The organism is Lysobacter sp. GX 14042, from assembly GCF_021390425.1.
Taxonomy (GTDB): Bacteria; Pseudomonadota; Gammaproteobacteria; order Xanthomonadales; family Xanthomonadaceae; genus Novilysobacter.
In genome coordinates, this window is the sequence record NZ_JAJUWY010000012.1 from 1 (window position 1) to 17,885 (window position 17,885).

Annotated in this window: 14 protein-coding genes and 1 pseudogene; 9 read left to right on the top strand and 6 right to left on the bottom strand. The window is 69.9% G+C overall.

The features are described 5' to 3' along the window. The 3 genes from LY625_RS12455 to LY625_RS12465 all read right to left on the bottom strand — a co-directional run. On the bottom strand, window positions 1–333 hold a 333-nt coding region (locus LY625_RS12455), incomplete at its 3' end, for an MAPEG family protein (RefSeq protein WP_233740635.1). Between the two features lie 177 nt (window positions 334–510). Continuing rightward, the gene (locus tag LY625_RS12460) at window positions 511–2,238 is read right to left on the bottom strand and encodes a M28 family metallopeptidase (RefSeq protein ID WP_233740636.1); all 1,728 of its coding nucleotides are present in this window, start codon (window positions 2,236–2,238) and stop codon (window positions 511–513) included. Window positions 2,239–2,314: 76 nt separating this feature from the next. Then, complete coding sequence (locus LY625_RS12465; protein WP_233740674.1) at window positions 2,315–2,950, bottom strand: polymer-forming cytoskeletal protein; 636 nt, start codon at window positions 2,948–2,950, stop codon at window positions 2,315–2,317. Between the two features lie 201 nt (window positions 2,951–3,151). Here LY625_RS12465 and gpmI point away from each other — a divergent pair, with 201 nt between their 5' ends. The 3 genes and pseudogenes from gpmI to LY625_RS12480 all read left to right on the top strand — a co-directional run. Beyond that, on the top strand, window positions 3,152–4,726 hold the full coding sequence (gpmI, locus tag LY625_RS12470) for a 2,3-bisphosphoglycerate-independent phosphoglycerate mutase (protein WP_233740637.1): 1,575 nt from the start codon (window positions 3,152–3,154) through the stop codon (window positions 4,724–4,726). Next, on the top strand, window positions 4,726–5,958 hold the full coding sequence (locus tag LY625_RS12475) for a peptidoglycan DD-metalloendopeptidase family protein (protein WP_233740638.1): 1,233 nt from the start codon (window positions 4,726–4,728) through the stop codon (window positions 5,956–5,958). Before gpmI ends, LY625_RS12475 begins: the two co-directional genes overlap by 1 nt. A gap of 89 nt (window positions 5,959–6,047) precedes the next feature. Continuing rightward, window positions 6,048–7,352 (top strand): annotated as a pseudogene (locus tag LY625_RS12480) (S41 family peptidase); the annotation flags it as partial. A gap of 24 nt (window positions 7,353–7,376) precedes the next feature. Here the strand turns inward: LY625_RS12480 and LY625_RS12485 are convergent. Beyond that, window positions 7,377–7,694 carry a DUF1820 family protein gene (locus tag LY625_RS12485; RefSeq protein WP_233740639.1) on the bottom strand — a complete coding sequence of 106 codons (318 nt, stop codon included), beginning with the start codon at window positions 7,692–7,694 and terminating at the stop codon, window positions 7,377–7,379. Between the two features lie 34 nt (window positions 7,695–7,728). Next, on the bottom strand, window positions 7,729–8,421 hold the full coding sequence (locus LY625_RS12490) for a rhomboid family intramembrane serine protease (RefSeq protein ID WP_233740675.1): 693 nt from the start codon (window positions 8,419–8,421) through the stop codon (window positions 7,729–7,731). Between the two features lie 165 nt (window positions 8,422–8,586). Here LY625_RS12490 and LY625_RS12495 point away from each other — a divergent pair, with 165 nt between their 5' ends. After that, window positions 8,587–9,942 (top strand): outer membrane protein transport protein, encoded by a 1,356-nt coding sequence (locus LY625_RS12495; protein ID WP_233740640.1) that lies wholly within the window; start codon window positions 8,587–8,589, stop codon window positions 9,940–9,942. Window positions 9,943–10,043: 101 nt separating this feature from the next. Here LY625_RS12495 and putA read toward each other — a convergent pair whose 3' ends face one another. Then, window positions 10,044–13,268 carry a bifunctional proline dehydrogenase/L-glutamate gamma-semialdehyde dehydrogenase PutA gene (putA, locus tag LY625_RS12500; RefSeq protein ID WP_233740641.1) on the bottom strand — a complete coding sequence of 1,075 codons (3,225 nt, stop codon included), beginning with the start codon at window positions 13,266–13,268 and terminating at the stop codon, window positions 10,044–10,046. A gap of 383 nt (window positions 13,269–13,651) precedes the next feature. Between putA and coxB the strand changes: the two genes are divergently transcribed. The 5 genes from coxB to LY625_RS12525 all read left to right on the top strand — a co-directional run bounded on the left by coxB (window position 13,652) and on the right by LY625_RS12525 (window position 17,830). Continuing rightward, on the top strand, window positions 13,652–14,524 hold the full coding sequence (gene coxB / locus LY625_RS12505; RefSeq protein WP_233740642.1) for a cytochrome c oxidase subunit II: 873 nt from the start codon (window positions 13,652–13,654) through the stop codon (window positions 14,522–14,524). Between the two features lie 47 nt (window positions 14,525–14,571). Beyond that, entirely contained in the window at window positions 14,572–16,188 is a 1,617-nt protein-coding gene (gene ctaD, locus LY625_RS12510) for a cytochrome c oxidase subunit I (RefSeq protein ID WP_233740643.1), read from the top strand. A gap of 4 nt (window positions 16,189–16,192) precedes the next feature. After that, on the top strand, window positions 16,193–16,330 hold the full coding sequence (locus LY625_RS12515) for a hypothetical protein (RefSeq protein WP_233740644.1): 138 nt from the start codon (window positions 16,193–16,195) through the stop codon (window positions 16,328–16,330). Window positions 16,331–16,413: 83 nt separating this feature from the next. Further along, window positions 16,414–16,926, top strand: coding sequence for a cytochrome c oxidase assembly protein (locus tag LY625_RS12520; RefSeq protein ID WP_233740676.1), 513 nt, complete (start codon window positions 16,414–16,416; stop codon window positions 16,924–16,926). Between the two features lie 25 nt (window positions 16,927–16,951). Next, a complete protein-coding gene (locus LY625_RS12525; protein WP_233740645.1) occupies window positions 16,952–17,830 on the top strand; it encodes a cytochrome c oxidase subunit 3 in 879 nt (292 codons plus the stop codon). Window positions 17,831–17,885 lie beyond the last annotated feature (55 nt).

A 17,885-nucleotide genomic window follows, 5' to 3' on the forward strand; every position in this document is an offset into this window, starting at 1 on the left:
GACCAAGCTGCGCAGCTTGTCCAGGTCGACGACGTAGAAGATCCCGTGCAGGATCCGCAGGGCGACGAAGACCAGCGCCAGCAGGGCTGCCCGACCCGGATCGACCCCGGCCAGCTGTGCCATCAGCACCGATGCGGCGAAGGCCGGGAACGCCTCGAAGGCATTGAGCTGGGCGGCGTTGGCGCGGGCGGTACGCGGGTTGTCCTGGCGTTGCAGCCAGCCCCGCGGGTCCTTGTTGTCGAAACGCTTGCCGCTGCCCTTGGCAATGACCGTCCAGACGTAGGGCAGGACTGCGGCAGCCAGTACACACCAGTACGCGGTGGCGTAGTTCATCGATCAGCTCCTTACTGACGGGAAGGCCGAGCGTAGCCGAGCCCGGGTTCGCGCGACCGCGCGGGGCTTCTTCCCGGCGCGCGACCGGACCCCGGAAATGCCGGAGGCCGGACCCTTTGGGGCCCGGCCTCCGGTATGCCCCGGCGAAAGCCGGGAGTCGGTCTGGAAAGTCCGCGATCAGTCGGCGCGCGACTCCAACATGCGGTCACGGTTCGCGCGGAACGGGTTGCCTTCGCGCCAGTTCGGCCACTGGTCGCCGTCGGCCAGCACTTCGCCGACCTGGTACAGTGCCTGCAGGTCCTCGATGACCCCGGTCATGTCCCAGGACGGATCGAAGGTATCGGCCGGCTGGTGGTAGCGCACGTCGCGGTAGTCGCGCTGCGCCGCGGCACCCGCTTCCAGCCCACCCTCGCGCAGGTTGTCGCCGCCCTTGGCATACAGCGCGGGTACGCCGGCCTTGGCGAAGTTGAAGTGGTCGGAGCGGAAGAAGAAACCGTCCTGCGGGGTCGCCTCGGCACTGACGGTGCGGTCCTGGCCGCGAAGCACTTCTTCCAGTACGTCCTCGAGCTCGGAGTTGCCCAGGCCGACGACGGTCATGTCGCTGGACCGGCCGATGACCGGCATGGCGTCGAGGTTGATCACCGCCACGGTGTCCTCCAGCGCGACCGCCGGCTGGGCGACGTAGTACTTGGAGCCCAGCAGGCCCGATTCCTCCAGGGTGACGGCCAGGAACACCAGCGAGCGTTCGGGGCGCTGCCCGCGGGAGGCGAAGGCCTCGGCGATCTCCATGATCCCGGCGACGCCGGTCGCGTTGTCGATGGCGCCGTTGTAGATGTCGCCGTTGTCGTGGACGCCCAGGTGGTCCCAGTGGCCCATGTAGACGACCGCCTCATCGGCGCGGCTGGTGCCGGGAAGGCGGGCGATGACGTTGCGCGAACTGCCGCTGGTGCTGGTACTCGACAGGTCCAGGGACATGCTCGCGTCCAGCTCGATCGCCTTGAAGCCGGGCTGGTTGGCAGCCTGGTACAGCCCGTCGAGGTCATGGCCCAGCGTGCCCAGCACGTCGCGCGCGGCGTCCGCGCTCAGCCAGCCCTGCGCGGGGAGGCGCGGCTCGGGATCGTGATCGGCGGGCAGGTCGAACTGCGGGCCGGACCAGGAGTTCTTCACCACGTCCCAGCCATAGGACGCACCGGCGGTGTCATGGATGATCAATGCCGCGGCGGCGCCCTGCCTGGCGGCTTCTTCGAACTTGTAGGTCCAGCGGCCGTAGTAGGTCATCCGCTGGCCTTCGAACAGCGCCTCGTCGTCGACGTGGAAACCGGGGTCGTTGACGAACATCACCACCGTCTTGCCCTTCACGTCGACGCCTTCGTAGTCGTTCCAGCCCAGCTCGGGGGCGTTCACGCCGTAGCCGACGAACACCAGCTGGCTGTCGTCGATCTCCACCCGCGCCTCGCCGGTGCGGGTGCCGATGACCATGTCCTGGCCGAAGGCCATCCGGCGTTCCTCGCCATCCACGTCCAGGGTCATCTCCACCGAGGCCTCGTCGGCGGTGGTCTCGACCATCGGCACGTCCTGGAACCAGCTGTCACCGTTGCCTGGCTCCAGGCCCATGCGCTCGAATTCGGCCGCCAGCCATTCGACGGTCTTCTCCTCGCCGACCCCGCCGGGGGCGCGTCCCTGGAAGTCGTCGGAGGCCAGTACCTGCACCCGGTGGGCGAAGTCGGCTTCGGTGATCGCCGGGGCGTAGTCGTGCGCGCCCGGCATGGCGGTACCGGCCGCATCGGCGGTAGCGGCGCCAGGCGCGTCCGAGGCGGCGGGTGGCTCGGCTGCGCGGTCGCAGGCGGACAGGGCGAGGGCGGCGGCAAGCACCGGCACCGCCGACAGCAGGGTGATGCGGGACATCGGAAGTCTCCCCAGAGGACAACCCCCGATGCTACCAGCGTCGTCGGTGCCCGCCCGGGCGGACACCGGCGGCCGCTCAGTCCGTTCCGGGGGCGCGATCGCCGCTGTAGCGCTGCGCGGTGGCGCCGGTGACGGGGCCGATCGCCGCGGTCTCATGCACGTGGAGTTCCACCTCGTGCTCGAACACCAGCGCGCCGTCGACCCGGGCGCCGGGCCCGATGACCACGCGCGGCACGCGCCGCTTGCCGAACGAAAAGCCGGATTTCGGCTTGTGGTAGCGCACCGTCCCGTGGACGTGCGAGCCGACCCCGACGGTCAGGTCGGCGTGGACCATCTCGATGTCGCCGGTGACCTCGGTGGCGACCAGGCCGACCGCGCCGTTGACCGACTCCACGTCGCCGTCGACCCGGCTGCCGCGATCGATGAAGATGCCGCCGTTGACGGTTTCGACATCGCCTCCGATCCGCGCGCGCTCGCCGGTGCGGATCCGGCCGTTGACGGTTTCCAGCGAGCCGGCCTGGACATCGTGCCCCAGCTCGATCCGGCCGTTGACCGTTTCCATCGAGCCGGTGCGCGCGCCGTCGCCGGCCTCGATGCGGCCGTTCACGGTGGCGACATCGCCGGTGGCGGCGCCGGCGCCGATGCTGACGCGGCCGTTCACGGTGTCCAGTTCGCCGGCGGTCTGGTTGGCCTCGACCTCGATCGTGCCCATCACCTTGCTGACGTCCTGGGCGGAAACGGGAGCGGCGAGGAAGAGGGTGGCCGACAGTGCGGCGGTGAGCAGGTGGGGCCGGGTCTTCATGGTCGGTACTCCGGTTGGATGCAGGCGGGGGCTCCCGGGAAAGGCGGGAGCGTGGTGGCCGGCGCGGCGCGGACGGCCGCTCCGATACAATCCCCGGTGCCAGAATCACCGATGAGCGCCGTGTCCGCCAACCCCAACGAAAGCCATAGTCCCGCCCTCCGCCCGGTCGTGCTGATGATCCTCGACGGGTGGGGCCACCGCGAGGATCCGGTCGACAACGCCTTGGCCCAGGCGCATACCCCCCACTGGGATGCCCTGCTGGCCGGTGCCCCGCACACGCTGATCCACACCGAAGGCCGCCATGTCGGCCTGCCGGACGGGCAGATGGGCAATTCCGAGGTCGGCCACATGAACCTGGGGGCCGGGCGCATCGTCCATCAGGACCTGACCCGGATCGACGCGGCGATCGGGGACGGCAGCTTCTTCGCCAACCCGGAGCTGCGTGCGGCCTGCGCCGCGGCGCGCGCGACCGGCGGCACGCTGCACCTGATGGGCCTGCTGTCGCCCGGCGGCGTGCACAGCCATGAGGACCACCTGCTGGCGATGGTGGAGATGGCGCGCCGCGAAGGCGTGCCGCGGGTCGCCGTCCACGCCTTCCTGGATGGCCGCGACATGCCGCCACGTTCGGCCGGCCCGAGCCTGCAGCGCCTGCAGCAGGCCTGCGTGGCCGCCGGCAATGCCCGCATCGCCACGGTCACCGGACGCTACTACGCGATGGACCGCGACCACCGCTGGGAGCGGGTGCGCAAGGCCTGGGACGTGATCGTGGAGGGCAGCGGGGTGCACGTCGCCGACACCGCCGCCGCCGCCCTGGAGGCGGCCTACGCGCGTGGCGAGAACGACGAGTTCGTCGAAGCGACCGTGATCGGCGGTGGTGCGCCGGTGCGCGACGGCGACGCGGTCGTGTTCATGAATTTCCGCGCCGACCGTGCGCGCCAGCTCACCGCCGCCTTCACCGCCCCGGACTTCGACGGCTTCCAGGCACCCCGCCCGGCACTGTCGCACTTCGTCTGCCTGACCGAGTACGACGCGCGCCTTCCCGCGCCGGTGGCCTTCGGCCCGGACGACCTGCGCAACACCCTGGGCCAGGTGCTCGCCGACCGTGGTCTGCGCCAGCTGCGCATCGCCGAGACCGAGAAGTACGCCCACGTCACCTTCTTCTTCAGTGGCGGCCGCGAGGACGCGTATCCGGGCGAGACCCGGATCCTGGTGCCCAGCCCGAATGTCGCGACCTACGACCTGCAGCCGGAAATGAGCTGCCCGGAAGTCACCGCCAAGCTGGTGGCCGCGATCGACTCGGGCGGGTTCGACGTCTGTATCTGCAATATCGCCAACCCCGACATGGTCGGCCACAGCGGCAGCCTGGCGGCGGCGATCCAGGCCGTCGAGGCGGTCGACGTGGCGATCGGCGCGGTGGCCGATGCGGTGCGTCGCGCCGGCGGTGCGCTGCTGGTCACCGCCGACCACGGCAACGTGGAGTTGATGCGCGACCAGGCCACCGGCCAGCCGCACACCTCGCACACCGTGGGCCCGGTGCCGTTCGTCTACGCCGGGGTCCGTCCGGCGCGGCTGCGCGCGGGCGGATCCCTGCGCGACGTGGCCCCGACCATCCTCGACCTGCTCGGCGTGCAGCAGCCGGTGGAAATGACCGGGCACAGCCTGCTGGTGGACGGACCGGCCGCCTGATGCACCGTGCCCGCGCGAGTGCCGCCTGCCTGCTGGCGCTGGTGCTCGCCGGGACCGCGGCTGCGCCGGCAGCCGCACAGGATGCGGCGGGCACGCGCGAACGCTTGCAGCAGGTCCGCAAGGAGCTCAAGTCGGTGGCCGCCGAACGGCGCGAGGTCGAGGGGCGCCGCAGCGCCGAGGCGCGCGAGCTGCGCACGGCCGATGAGCGGGTGGCCCGGGCCGCCCGGCAATTGCGTGAGGTCCAGGCCGGCATCGCCGAAGCCGAGGCCGGGCTGCAGCGCCTGCAATCCGAGCGGACGGCACTGGCGGACTCGCTGGCCGACCGGCGCGGGGAGCTCGCCGGGCTGTTGCGCGCTGCCCAGGCACAGGGCGGGGCAGCCCCTCTGAAGCTGTTGCTGGCCCAGGACCGGGTCGCCGATGCCAACCGCCTGCTGGCCTACCACGGCTACCTGCAGCGTGACCGGGTCGAGCGCATCCGTGTCCTTGCCGGGGAGCTGGCCGAACTGGACCGGCTGGAGGCGGAGATCGCCCGGCGGCGGGACGCGCTGGAAGCCTCGCAAGCGGAACTGGATGCGCGGATCGTGGCGCTCGATGCCGAGCGCAGCGAACGCCAGGCGCTGGTCGCCGGGCTGGAGGCGCAGTTCAAGGACCGCCAGGCACGCGAGAAAGCCCTGGGGCGCGATGCCAAGGCACTGGAGGACCTGCTGGCGCGGTTGCGCGAGGCCGCGGCGAAGGCCGAGGCGGAGCGTCGCGCCGCCGCCGCCGCCGCCGCGCGGGAAGCCGAGCGCGCCGCCCGCGAAGCCGGGACGCCCGCGACCACTGCTCCGCGGCCCGCGCCGGCGGCCGGTCCCGAGGTCGGCGGCGCCGGCTGGCCGGTCGACGGCCGGCTGCTCGCCGGCTACGGCGCGACCATGCCCGACGGGCGCAAGAGCCAGGGCCTGCTGGTCGGCGCACCGGCGGGTTCCACGGTGCGCGCCGCCCGCGCCGGCATGGTGGTCTACGCCGAATGGATGAGCGGTTTCGGGCTGATCCTGATCATCGACCACGGCGACGGCAACATGAGCCTTTACGCGCACAACGAAGCCCTGCTGCGCGAGGCCGGAGAACGCGTCTCGGCCGGCGATGCGGTCGCCACCGTCGGCAGCTCCGGCGGCCACGGCCAGCCCGCGCTGTACTTCGAGCTGCGCCGCGGCGGCCAGCCGGTGGACCCGCGCGGCTGGCTGGGTCGCTGAACCCGGGCGGGCAGGGCGCTGTCCCCGCCGGGCCCCGGTCCGCATAATCAGGCCACCGCCGCCCCGCGGCGAGCCAGATCGAGGATCGCATGCGTCGACCGCTCTTCCCGCTGTACGCCTTGGCGTTCGCCACCGCCGCCGCCATGCCACTGGCCGCGGCCCAGGAGCCGGCGTCGGTGCAGGACCCGGATCCGGCGCACGAACAGGTGCCGGCGGACGACCCCGGGCAGGCCGATGACTCCACCGTGCCGGTGGATGAGATCCGCCGCTTCGTGGCCGTCTACAACGCGGTCAGGCAGGCCTACGTCGAGCCGGTCGACGACCGCGAGCTGATGCAATCGGCGGTGCGCGGGCTGCTGCTGGACCTGGACCCGCACAGTGCCTACCTCGCCGGCGATGCCGCCGACAGCTTCGACGAACAGACCCGGGGCAACTACGGCGGGCTCGGGGTGGAGATCCTGCGCCTGCCCGATGGCACCCTGCGGGTGATCGCGCCGTTCGACGACACCCCCGCGGCGCGTGCCGGGATACTGGCCGGCGACCTGATCGTCGCTGTCGATGGCGTCCCGCTGACTCCGACCAGCACCGAGGAAGCCGCGCCGCTGCGGGGGGCGCCGGGCACCACGGTGGAGCTGACGGTGCTGCGCGAAGGCGAGGACGAGCCGCTCGAGCTCACCCTGGAGCGCGAGGTGATCCGGATCGCCAGCGTGCGCAGCCGGATGCTCGAGCCCGGGTACGGCTATGTCCGCGTCAGCGCGTTCCAGACCGATACCGCGGCGGACTTCGAACGCCAGCTGCGCCGGTTGCAGGACGAGGCCGGCGGCAACCTGCGCGGGCTGGTGGTCGACGTCCGCAGCAATCCGGGTGGCCTGCTCACCTCGGCGGTGCAGATCGCCGATGCGCTGCTCGAGGACGGGGTGATCGTCACCACCCGTGGCCGCAGCCCGATCAGCGACGCCAGCTTCAGCGCGACCCCGGGCGACCAGCTCGACGGCGCCCCGGTGGTGGTCCTGGTGGACGCCGGCTCGGCCAGCGCCTCGGAGGTGCTGGCCGGCGCGCTGGCCGACAACGACCGGGCCACCGTGGTCGGCAGCCGCACCTTCGGCAAGGGGTCGGTACAGACCGTGCTGCCACTGGACAACGGCGATTCGGTCAAGCTCACTACCGCCCGTTACTACACGCCCGCCGGGACCTCGATCCAGGCCACCGGCATCGTGCCCCAGGTGGTCCTGCACCACGGCGATGCCGACGGGGACGCGCAGGAGCCCGGCTACCGGGTGACCAGCGAAGCGACGCTGCCGGGCCACCTGGCAGGACTGGAGGGAGAGGACGGCACGCCGGGCCAGGTGCTGCCCGGCGACGACTACATCGACCAGGCGCTGGCGGAACTCAAGGCGCGGGCCGGGGCTGGCTGACGCTCAGCGCGGCCTGGCCGGCAGCGGGAACGGGGTGACCACCTCGCCGCTGGCGGCGTCGCGGATCGCCGACTTGCCCTTCCGCTCGACCTCCTCGACACGCACGATGCTCTGCATCGGCAGGTGCAGTACCCGGGTGTTGCCGAACTCGTCGCGCAGGCGTTCCTCGGTAGGGTCGACCACCACGCCATCGTGGACGTCGAACACCAGGTCCGAGACCTCGGTGAAGCCCCACAGCGCGCCGGATACCACCTTGCGCGCGTACAGCTCGTAGACCTTGCCGGCGTTGAGGAAAGTAAGCTTGTAGAGCGTCTCGGCCATGGCCGCGATTGTAGCGCGGCCGGCCCTGCGGTCCTCAGAACCCGCGCTGGCGCCGCAACCGCCGGGCGATCCCGGCCCGCGCCGCCAGCGCAAACGCCCCGCCGAAGGCGAAGCCGGCCAGGTGCGCCGACCAGGCCACCGCGCCGAAGGCAGGGCCGATGAAGGTGAACACCACCTGCAGCAGTGCCCAGATGCCGATCAGCAGCGGCGCCGGCACCCGCACGAATTGCAGGAACAGGCCCAGCGGGACCACGACTCCGAGCCGCGCGCCCGGGAACAGCGCCAGGTAGGCCCCCATCAGGGACGACACCGCGCCACTGGCGCCGATGATCAGCCGGTCGGGGGTCGAGATCGCCAGTACCGCCGCGAGGTTGGCCACCGCGCCGCCCAGCCCGAACAGCAGCAGCAGGCGCCACGGGCCCATGCTGCGCTCGGCCGGCAGCCCGAAGATCAGCAGGAACACCAGGTTGCCCAGCAGGTGCGCCCAGTCGGCATGCAGGCCCAGCGCGGAGAGCAACCGCAGCAGCGAGCCATCGGTGAGCGATTGCCGCCAGGCGTCCGGGCTGGTCAGCCCGCCCGACAGCGCACCCCACTCCAGCAGCCACTGGCGCTGCTGCTGCTCGCTGGCCAGCAGCATCCAGGTGAAGCTCCCCCACAGCAGGGCGAACAGCAGCGGGGTCGCCCAGCGCGAGGGAGGCGGGCGGCGAGCAGGGAGGGTGACGAACATGGTCAGGAAGGGGTGCGGAATGTGGCTCACGTGCCGCGGCGGGGCTGTAAAACCTCCGTTAATTGCTATAGTCGCGGACGGCACCGTATGGCGGAGAACTGCCCGGTGCGCGGCTCGCTCGGCCGGATGGCTGGACAACCACAGGACTCCTTGGAGATTACACCCATGCAACATGCAAACCAGATCACCCGGCTGACGGCGCTCGCGGTGGGCATCGCCGGCGTGCTGGCGTTCGGCCAGGCGCACGGTGCCGCCTTCCAGCTCAAGGAAAACAGCGCCAAGGGGCTGGGCAAGGCCTTTGCCGGTTCGATCAGCGCCCCCGGGGATGCCTCGGTGGTCGCCACCAATCCGGCGGCAATGCGCCAGCTGGACGGCCGCCAGTTCCAGTTCGACCTCAGCGCGATCAGCTTCTCGGCCGATTTCGAGGGCAGCGGTCGCCACGTCGGCCCGACCGGCCCCGGCAGCGGGACCCCGATCAGTGGCGGCAACGGCGGCGACGCCGGCATGATCGCCCCGGTGCCCGCCGCCTATCTCCACCTGCCGATGGGCGAGCAGGCTCACGTGGGTGTGTCGCTGACCGCGCCGTTCGGCTTCAAGACCGAGTACGACAATGACTGGGTCGGTCGCTACCACGGCATCAAGACCGACCTGAAGGCGATCGACCTGGGCCTGTCGGCGTCCTACGACGTCAACCCGTACCTGTCGTTCGGCGCCTCGGTATTCGTCGAGCACCTGACCATCGAACTGAGCAACGCGATCGACTTCGGCACCATGCTCTACGGCTCCGGCGTCCCGGGTTTCGCACCGGGTAACGCGGACGGCCTGGTCAACATCAAGGGTGACAACAACGAAGTGGGCTTCACCGTCGGCGGCCTCTTCAGCGTTTCCGAGGACACCCACATCGGCCTGAGCTACCGCTCCAAGGTCAAGCACGACATCACCGGCGGCGAGGCACGGTTCGATGTGCCCCCGAACGCCGCGGCCGTGTTGGCGGTGGCTCGACCGGGCTGGTTCACCGATACCCAGGGTCGCGCCAGCCTGACCCTACCGGCGTCGGCGACCCTGAGCTTCACCCATAACCTCAGCGACCAGTGGACGGTGATGGGGGACGTTTCCCGTACCGCTTGGAAGCCCTCGTTCGACCAGGTGACGATCGAGTTCGACTCGCCGCAGGCGGACAACGCGCTGGAGTTCGGCTATCGCGACACGACCTTCGCCTCGTTGGGCGCGGAGTACCGGATGAGCGAAACCGTTACCCTGCGTGGCGGCCTGGCCTACGACGAAACCCCGACAACCGCTGCGCACCGCGACGTGCGGGTTCCGGACGTAACGCGCAAGTGGCTCTCGCTTGGCGTTGGCTGGACCCCTTCACCGAACATCGAATACAACATCGGCTACACGCACCTGTTCACCAGTGATCCGACCATCGACCTGGTCCAGAAGGACACCATGAGCAGCCTCGCGGGCAGCTACGACGTGGGCGGCGACATCCTGGCGGCTTCGATCAACTACAAGTTCTGACCGGAACAGCCCGCGCAAGAAAAGAACCCCGCCTCCCGGCGGGGTTCTTTTTTGCGGTTCCGCCCTGCAGCGGAGCCAAGCCGTGTTGGCGCGGCGCCCGGTCAGTCCTCCAGCGTCAGCAGCGAGGCGTTGCCGCCAGTGGCGGTGGTGTTGATGGTGATGGTCTTCTCGGTGACGAAGCGCAGCAGGTAGTGGGGTCCGCCGGCCTTCGGTCCGGTGCCTGACAGCCCCTGGCCGCCGAACGGCTGGACGCCGACCACCGCGCCGATCTGGTTGCGGTTGACGTAGCAGTTGCCGACCTTGGCCTTGGCCGCGATCTTCGCGGCGGTGGCATCGATCCGGGTATGCACGCCCAGGGTCAGGCCGTAGCCGGTGGAGTTCACCGCGTCGATCACCTTGTCCAGCTCGCCGGACTTCCAGCGCACGATGTGCAGCACCGGGCCGAACACTTCCTTGCCGAGCACGTCGATCGAGCCGATCTCGTAGGCGCGCGGGGCGAAGAAGGTGCCGTGGCCGGTGAACTCCGGGTCCATGTCCGCCTTCGCCACCAGCGTGGCCTCGCGGTCCATGCGCGCGGCGTGTTCCTCGAGCATCTCCAGCGCGTCCCGGTCGATCACCGGGCCGACGTCGGTCGACACCAGGCCGGGGTCGCCGACCTTCAGCTCGGCCATCGCCCCGGCCAGCATGCGCAGCACGTGGTCGGCCACGTCGTCCTGCAGGAACAGGATGCGCGCGGCCGAGCAGCGCTGGCCGGCCGAGGTGAATGCCGAACCCAGCACGTCGCGCACCAGCTGCTCGGGCAGGGCGGAGGAGTCGGCGATCAGCGCGTTCTGCCCACCGGTCTCGGCGATCAGGGTGCCGATCGCGCCCTCGCGCGCTGCGAGCGCACGGTTGATGGCATTGGCGGTGTCGTTGGAGCCGGTGAAGGCCACCCCGGCCACGCGCCGGTCCGAGGTCAGCGCGGCGCCGACCACCGCGCCATCGCCGGGCACGAACTGCAGCACGTCCTCGGGCACGCCGGCCTCGTGCATCAGGCGGGTGGCGTAGTAGCCGACGATGTTGGTCTGCTCGGCCGGCTTGGCGATGACGCTGTTGCCGGCCGCCAGGGCCGCGGCCACCTGGCCGATGTAGATCGCCAGCGGGAAGTTCCACGGGCTGATGCACACGAACACGCCGCGGCCGGCCAGCTGCAGCACGTTGCTCTCGCCGGTCGGGCCGGGCAGCGGCTCGGGGTTGAACATGCTACGCGCCTGGCAGGCGTAGTAGCGCAGGAAGTCGACCGCCTCGCGGACCTCGCCGACGCCGTCGATGATGGTCTTGCCGGCGTCGCGGGTGCACATGGCGATGAACTCGGCCATGCGCGACTCCAGCAGGTCCGCGGCGTGCTCCAGGATCGCCGCGCGGCTGGCCGCCGGGGTGCTGTCCCAGGCCGGCTGTGCCCGGACCGCGTTGTCCAGCGCCTTCTCGACGGTGGCCTTGTCGGCGGGCAGCCAGTAGCCGACCACCTGTCGCAGGTCGGCCGGATCGGTCACCGGCAGCTTCTCGCCGGCGGGATTGGCGCCGGGAACCAACGGATGCGCATACCAGTCGTTGCGCAGCGCCGCGTTGACCTGTGTGGCCAGGGTCCGCAGCTGCCCGTCGTTGGCGAGGTTGACGCCCATTGAGTTGCTCCTGTCGCAGTTGCCCAGCGAATCGGCGTGGCTGCGGTACAGGTCGACCGGCAGCGGGATCCGCGGGTGGGGGATGGAATCGAAGGATTCGACGACCTGCACCGGATCGCGGACCAGGTCCTCGATCGCGATCGACTCGTCGCTGATGCGGTTGACGAAGCTGGAGTTGGCGCCGTTCTCCAGCAGCCGGCGCACCAGGTAGGGCAGCAGGTCCTCGTGGCTGCCCACCGGGGCATACACGCGGCAGGGCACGCCGAGCCGGTCGGCGGGGATCACCTCGCCGTACAGGTCATCGCCCATGCCGTGCAGCTTCTGGAACTCGAAGTCGACCTTGCGCCCGCCCAGCTTCGACATGTGGTGGACGGCGGCGATGGTGTGCGCGTTGTGGGTGGCGAACTGCGGGTAGAGCGCATCGTCCAGCTCCAGCATGAGGCGGGCGCAGGCCAGGTAGGACACGTCGGTATTGGGCTTGCGGGTGAACACCGGGAAGCCCGCATGGCCGTCGACCTGCGCGCGCTTGATCTCGGTGTCCCAGTACGCGCCCTTGACCAGCCGGACCGGGATCCTTCGCCCGCCTTCGCGGGCCAGGGCGGCGATGTACTCGATCACCTCCGGCGCGCGCTTCTGGTAGGCCTGGATCACCAGGCCGCACCCCTCCCAGCCCTCGAGCGAGGCGTCGCGGTAGACCGCGGCGAAGACGTCCAGCGAGATCTCCAGCCGGTCGGCCTCCTCGGCATCGATGGTGAAGCCGATTCCGTTTGCCTTCGCCAGCCGGGCGAGTTCCAGCACCCGTGGAGCGAGCTCGGCCATCACCCGGGCGCGCTTGGCGTGCTCGTAGCGCGGGTGCAGCGCCGAAAGCTTCACCGAGATCGAGGGTGCGGTGAAGATGTCGGCGGCCTTCTCGCCCTGCGCGCCGATGGCGAGGATCGCGTCGCGGTAGGCCTGCAGGTAACGCGCGGCGTCCGCGGCGGTGAAGGCGGCCTCGCCGAGCATGTCGTAGGAATAGCGGTAGCGGGCGTTGATGCCCTTGCGTCCGCGTGCCAGCGCCTCGCCGATCGTCCGGCCCATCACGAACTGGTGGCCCATGATCTTCATGGCCTGGCGCACCGCCAGGCGGATCACCGGCTCGCCCACCCGGCCGACCAGGCGCTTGAATGCGCCGTGCACGTCACGCTTGGTTCCGTCGGCCAGGTCGACCAGCTCGCCGGTCAGCATCAGGCCCCAGGTCGAGGCATTGACCAGCAGCGAATGCGACTGGCCCATGTGGCGCTTCCAGTCGGCCTCGCCCAGCTTGTCGCGGATGAGCTGGTCGGTGGTTTCGGCGTCGGGGATGCGCAGCAGCGCCTCGGCCACGCACATCAGCAGCACGCCCTCCTCGCTGCCCAGGTCGTACTGGCGCATGAAGGCCTCGATGGCGCCCTGGCTGGCGACATGCCCGCGGACCCGGCTCACCAGGTCGGCGGCCACCGCCTGGATCGCGGCGCGGTCCGCCTCCGGCAGGCGCGCGCGTTCCAGCAGCGTACGTACGTGGGCGGCCTCGTCGCGTACCCAGCCGGCGGTGATCGCGGCGCGGGGCGCGGACGGGGCCGGGGGCAGTTCAGGGCTGATCAGCGCGCGGTCACCCGGCGCGGTGGACGTGGGGGTATGGAGGTTCATTGCGGCCTGCGTACAAGGACGGCCGACGTTGCGTCGACCGAGTCCAGAAAATATAGGCACAAAAGGGTACGCGCGCGCGCGTTAACCGCGGGTACCTACGGCCCTTCCGCCGCCGCCGGGTTTATGCGCAAGAGCGCGGGAGCGCGCCGTGCAGGGCGTGTCGGCGGCCGCGCGGATAGCCGAATGAAGATGAATGGACGCTTGCTGTGCGTTGCGCGCTGGGGCTACCATCCAAACGCTTTGTTGTCGCCATGACGGTTGCAACGACCCCCGCAGGGGACGGCGGTCGACATCGACGCTGCCGACCCCGGCACGCCGTGCGGCGGCCGGGTGGCCAGCCGTTTGCAACGTCGCAGAACAATTTGAATTCGGGGCCCTGACTGATGAAAGCCGGTTGTTTGAAGCAGTGGATCGCGGGACTCGCCGCCTTGGCGATGCCGGTCGCGGCCCTGGCGCAGAGCGCGGATCCGCACCGCTGGCAGCTCAACATGGGGCGCGGCGTGACCCACCTGTCGAACAATGCCTACGAGGCCCACATGCTCGCGCTGTGGATCTGCGTGGCGATCGGCGTGGCGGTGTTCGCCGGCATGGGCGTGGCGATCTTCAGGTTCCGCAAGTCCAGGGGCGCCGTGCCCGACACCGGCTTCGTCCACAACACCCGGCTGGAGATCCTCTGGACCGTGGTGCCGGTGGTCCTGCTGGTGATCATGGCCGTCCCCGCCACCAGCAAGCTGGTCGCGATGTATGACACCCGCGATTCCGGGCTCACCGTCAAGGTCACCGGCTACCAGTGGATGTGGGGCTACGAGTACCTGGGCCAGGACGTGCAGTTCGTCAGCCGCATGGACCGCCGCAGCGACGAGATCCGCCAGTCCGGCACGCGCCCGGACCCGGCGACCGACCCGCACTACCTGCTCGAAGTCGACAACCCGCTGGTGGTGCCGGTCGACACCAAGATCCGCTTCGTGATCACCGCCGACGACGTCATCCATTCCTGGTGGGTGCCGGCGCTGGGCTGGAAGCAGGACGCGGTCCCGGGGATCGTCAACGAGGCCTGGGCGGACATCTCCACCCCGGGCATCTACCGTGGGCAGTGCGCCGAGCTGTGCGGCAAGGACCACGGCTTCATGCCGATCGTCGTGCATGCGGTGTCCAGGGACGAGTTCGACCGCTGGCTGGCCCGCCGCCGGGCCGGCAACAACGATCCGTCACCGCTGGCCGTCACCACCGCCGTTCCGGCACCTCCGGCAGGCTGAGCACGCGCTCGCCGTCCGACCACAGAACACGAAAGCAGAGGTAGGCAATGGCTGCCACGACCCCCGTCGCTGACCACCACGACGTCCACGGCCACAAGCAGGGCTTCATCGAGCGCTGGCTGTTCTCCACCAACCACAAGGACATCGGCACCCTGTACCTGGGGTTCGCGTTCCTGATGGCGATCATCGGGGCGGCGTTCTCGGTCGTGCTGCGCACCGAGCTGGCGGTCCCGGGCCTGCAGGCGGTCACTCCGCACTTCTTCAACCAGATGACCGCGATGCACGCGCTGGTGATGATCTTCGGCGCGATCATGCCGGCCTTCGTCGGCCTGGCCAACTGGATGATCCCGCTGCAGATCGGCGCCCCGGACATGGCGCTGCCGCGGATGAACAACTGGTCGTTCTGGATCCTGCCGTTCGCCTTCGCGATGCTGCTGATGACCCTGTTCCTGCCGGGCGGGGCGCCGGCGGCGGGCTGGACCATGTACCCGCCGCTGTCGCTGCAGGGCGGCGCCAACGTCGCCTTCAGCATCTTCGCCATCCACATGATGGGCATCAGCTCGATCATGGGCGCGATCAACGTCATCGCCACCGTGCTCAACATGCGCGCGCCGGGCATGGACCTGCTGAAGATGCCGATCTTCGCCTGGACCTGGCTGATCACCGCGTTCCTGCTGATCGCGGTGATGCCGGTGCTGGCCGGCGCGGTCACCATGCTGCTGACCGACAAGTTCTTCGCCACCAGCTTCTTCAACGCCGCCGGCGGCGGTGACCCGGTGATGTACCAGCACATCTTCTGGTTCTTCGGGCACCCCGAGGTCTACATCATGATCCTGCCGGCGTTCGGCATCGTCAGCGAGATCATCCCGACCTTCAGCCGCAAGCCGCTGTTCGGCTACCAGGCGATGGTCTACGCCACCGCGGCGATCGCCTTCCTGAGCTTCATCGTCTGGGCGCACCACATGTTCACCGCCGGCATGCCACTGGGCGGCGAGATCTACTTCATGTACGCCACGATGCTGATCTCGATCCCCACGGGGGTGAAGATCTTCAACTGGATCACCACCATGTGGCGCGGCTCGCTGACCTTCGAGACGCCGATGCTGTGGGCGCTCGCGTTCGTGCTGCTGTTCACCATCGGTGGCTTCTCGGGCCTGATGCTGGCCATCGTCCCGGCCGACTTCCAGTACCACGACACCTACTTCGTGGTGGCCCACTTCCACTACGTGCTGGTGACCGGTGCGCTGTTCGCGATCATCGCCGCCATCTACTACTGGTGGCCGAAGTGGACCGGGCGGATGTACAACGAGACGCTGGGCAAGATCCATTTCTGGTGGACGATCGTGTTCGTCAACCTGGTGTTCTTCCCGCAGCACTTCCTGGGCCTGGCCGGAATGCCGCGCCGGATCCCGGACTACAACGTGGTGTTCGCCGACTGGAACCTGGTCAGCTCGATCGGCGCCTTCGGCATGTTCATCACCCCGTTCCTGATGGCCTTCATCCTGCTGCGCTCGAAGAAGACCGGCGCGCTGGCCGGCGACCGGGTGTGGGAGGGCGCGCGCGGCCTGGAGTGGACCGTGCCCAGCCCGGCACCGCACCACACCTTCACCACCCCGCCGGTGATCCGCGACGGCGACCTGGCCCATGGCGACGTGACCCACTGACCCCATGGCCCCCGTCCACGACCCGCGCGACCAGGAACTCTCCGCCCGCCGCAAGGCGGCGCGACGGACCGCGCTGTGGGTCGCCGCGCTGGCGGTGCTGATCTACGTCGGCTTCATCATGAGCGGGGTGGTCGGGCGATGAGCGCGCAGGCTCCGGGTCCCGACAGGCCGGAAGGCGGCCCGCCGCCGCGCCCGGCGCCCGGGCGGACCGCCGGCCTGGCCAAGATGCTGGTCGCCGCCGGGCTGGCGTTCGCCTTCACCTTCTCGCTGGTGCCGCTGTACCGCATCGCCTGCGAGAAGGTCCTGGGCATCCGCGTCGACAATACCGCCGCCTCCGCCGGCACCGCCGCGCCAGCGGAGGACCGCTGGATCACGGTGGAGTTCGATGGCGGGGTGAACTCCAAGCTGCCCTGGCAGTTCCGCCCCAACGAGGCCTCGATGAAGGTGCGTCCCGGCGAGCAGTACGAGACCACCTACTTCGCCCACAACAACAGCGGACGCACCATCGTCGGCAGTGCCGTGCCCTCGGTGGCGCCGGCACGCGCGTCGGGTTACTTCAGCAAGACCGAATGCTTCTGCTTCACCGCCCAGACCCTGCATGCCGGCGAAAGCCGCGACATGCCGGTGCGCTTCATCGTCGATCCGGCGCTGCCGGAGGGCGTGAAGACCCTGACCCTGTCGTATACCTTCTTCAAGAACGACGCGCTCACCGAGCAGCAGCAACTGGCTGCCCACTGAGCCCCAACACGCAACGGAAGTCGCCATGGCCACCACGCATTCGCCAGACGCCAGCCTCTACTACGTGCCGCCGAGCAGCCGCTGGCCGTTCTTCGGTTCCATCGCGCTGTTCACCGCCGCCGTCGGCGCCGGTGGCTGGCTCAACGACACGCCGTGGGGGCGCGTGGTCTGCCTGTTCGGCCTGGCGCTGATGGTCGGCGTGCTGTTCGGCTGGTTCGGCGACGTGATCCGCGAGTCGGTGCGCGGCCGCTACAACCGCCAGGTCGACGTCTCGTTCCGGATGGGGATGATCTGGTTCATCTTCTCCGAGGTGATGTTCTTCGGCGCGTTCTTCGGCGCGCTGTTCTATGCCCGCCAGCTATCGCTGCCGTGGCTGGGGGGCACCGGCGACGGCATGATGACCAACGCCCTGCTGTGGGACGCGTTCACCTCGGCCTGGCCGAGCAACGGCCCGGGCGCGGTCGGCGGCGCGTACCAGACGATTCCGGCCTGGGGCCTGCCGCTGGTCAACACCCTGATCCTGCTGACCTCGGGCGTGACCATCACCCTGGCGCACCACGCGCTGAAGGCCGCCAACCGCCGCGGGTTGCTGGTGTGGCTGGGCGCCACGGTGCTGTTGGGCTGCTTGTTCCTGTTCTTCCAGGCCGAGGAGTACATCCACGCGTACTCCGAGCTCAACCTGACCATGCGCTCGGGCATCTACGGCTCGACCTTCTACATGCTGACCGGCTTCCACGGCCTGCATGTCACGCTGGGCACGATCATGCTGGCGGTGATCTGGCTGCGCTCCTACCGCGGTCACTTCAACAGCGACGACCACTTCGGCTTCGAGGCGGTCGCCTGGTACTGGCACTTCGTGGACGTGGTCTGGCTGATCCTGTTCCTGTTCGTCTACGTGCTCTGAGGGCACGCCGGCCACGGAACCCCGGGCCGGCCCGGGGCCCGGGTGGCAACGGCGG

What these genes read in the sequence shown, in the direction of transcription:
- LY625_RS12460 (WP_233740636.1), bottom strand. Translation starts at nt 2,238, where the DNA reads ATGTCCCGCATCACCCTGCTGTCGGCGGTGCCGGTGCTTGCCGCCGCC.
- LY625_RS12465 (WP_233740674.1), bottom strand. Translation starts at nt 2,950, where the DNA reads ATGGGCACGATCGAGGTCGAGGCCAACCAGACCGCCGGCGAACTGGAC.
- gpmI (WP_233740637.1), top strand. Translation starts at nt 3,152, where the DNA reads ATGAGCGCCGTGTCCGCCAACCCCAACGAAAGCCATAGTCCCGCCCTC.
- LY625_RS12475 (WP_233740638.1), top strand. Translation starts at nt 4,726, where the DNA reads ATGCACCGTGCCCGCGCGAGTGCCGCCTGCCTGCTGGCGCTGGTGCTC.
- LY625_RS12485 (WP_233740639.1), bottom strand. Translation starts at nt 7,694, where the DNA reads ATGGCCGAGACGCTCTACAAGCTTACTTTCCTCAACGCCGGCAAGGTC.
- LY625_RS12490 (WP_233740675.1), bottom strand. Translation starts at nt 8,421, where the DNA reads ATGTTCGTCACCCTCCCTGCTCGCCGCCCGCCTCCCTCGCGCTGGGCG.
- LY625_RS12495 (WP_233740640.1), top strand. Translation starts at nt 8,587, where the DNA reads ATGCAACATGCAAACCAGATCACCCGGCTGACGGCGCTCGCGGTGGGC.
- putA (WP_233740641.1), bottom strand. Translation starts at nt 13,268, where the DNA reads ATGAACCTCCATACCCCCACGTCCACCGCGCCGGGTGACCGCGCGCTG.
- coxB (WP_233740642.1), top strand. Translation starts at nt 13,652, where the DNA reads ATGAAAGCCGGTTGTTTGAAGCAGTGGATCGCGGGACTCGCCGCCTTG.
- ctaD (WP_233740643.1), top strand. Translation starts at nt 14,572, where the DNA reads ATGGCTGCCACGACCCCCGTCGCTGACCACCACGACGTCCACGGCCAC.
- LY625_RS12515 (WP_233740644.1), top strand. Translation starts at nt 16,193, where the DNA reads ATGGCCCCCGTCCACGACCCGCGCGACCAGGAACTCTCCGCCCGCCGC.
- LY625_RS12520 (WP_233740676.1), top strand. Translation starts at nt 16,414, where the DNA reads ATGCTGGTCGCCGCCGGGCTGGCGTTCGCCTTCACCTTCTCGCTGGTG.
- LY625_RS12525 (WP_233740645.1), top strand. Translation starts at nt 16,952, where the DNA reads ATGGCCACCACGCATTCGCCAGACGCCAGCCTCTACTACGTGCCGCCG.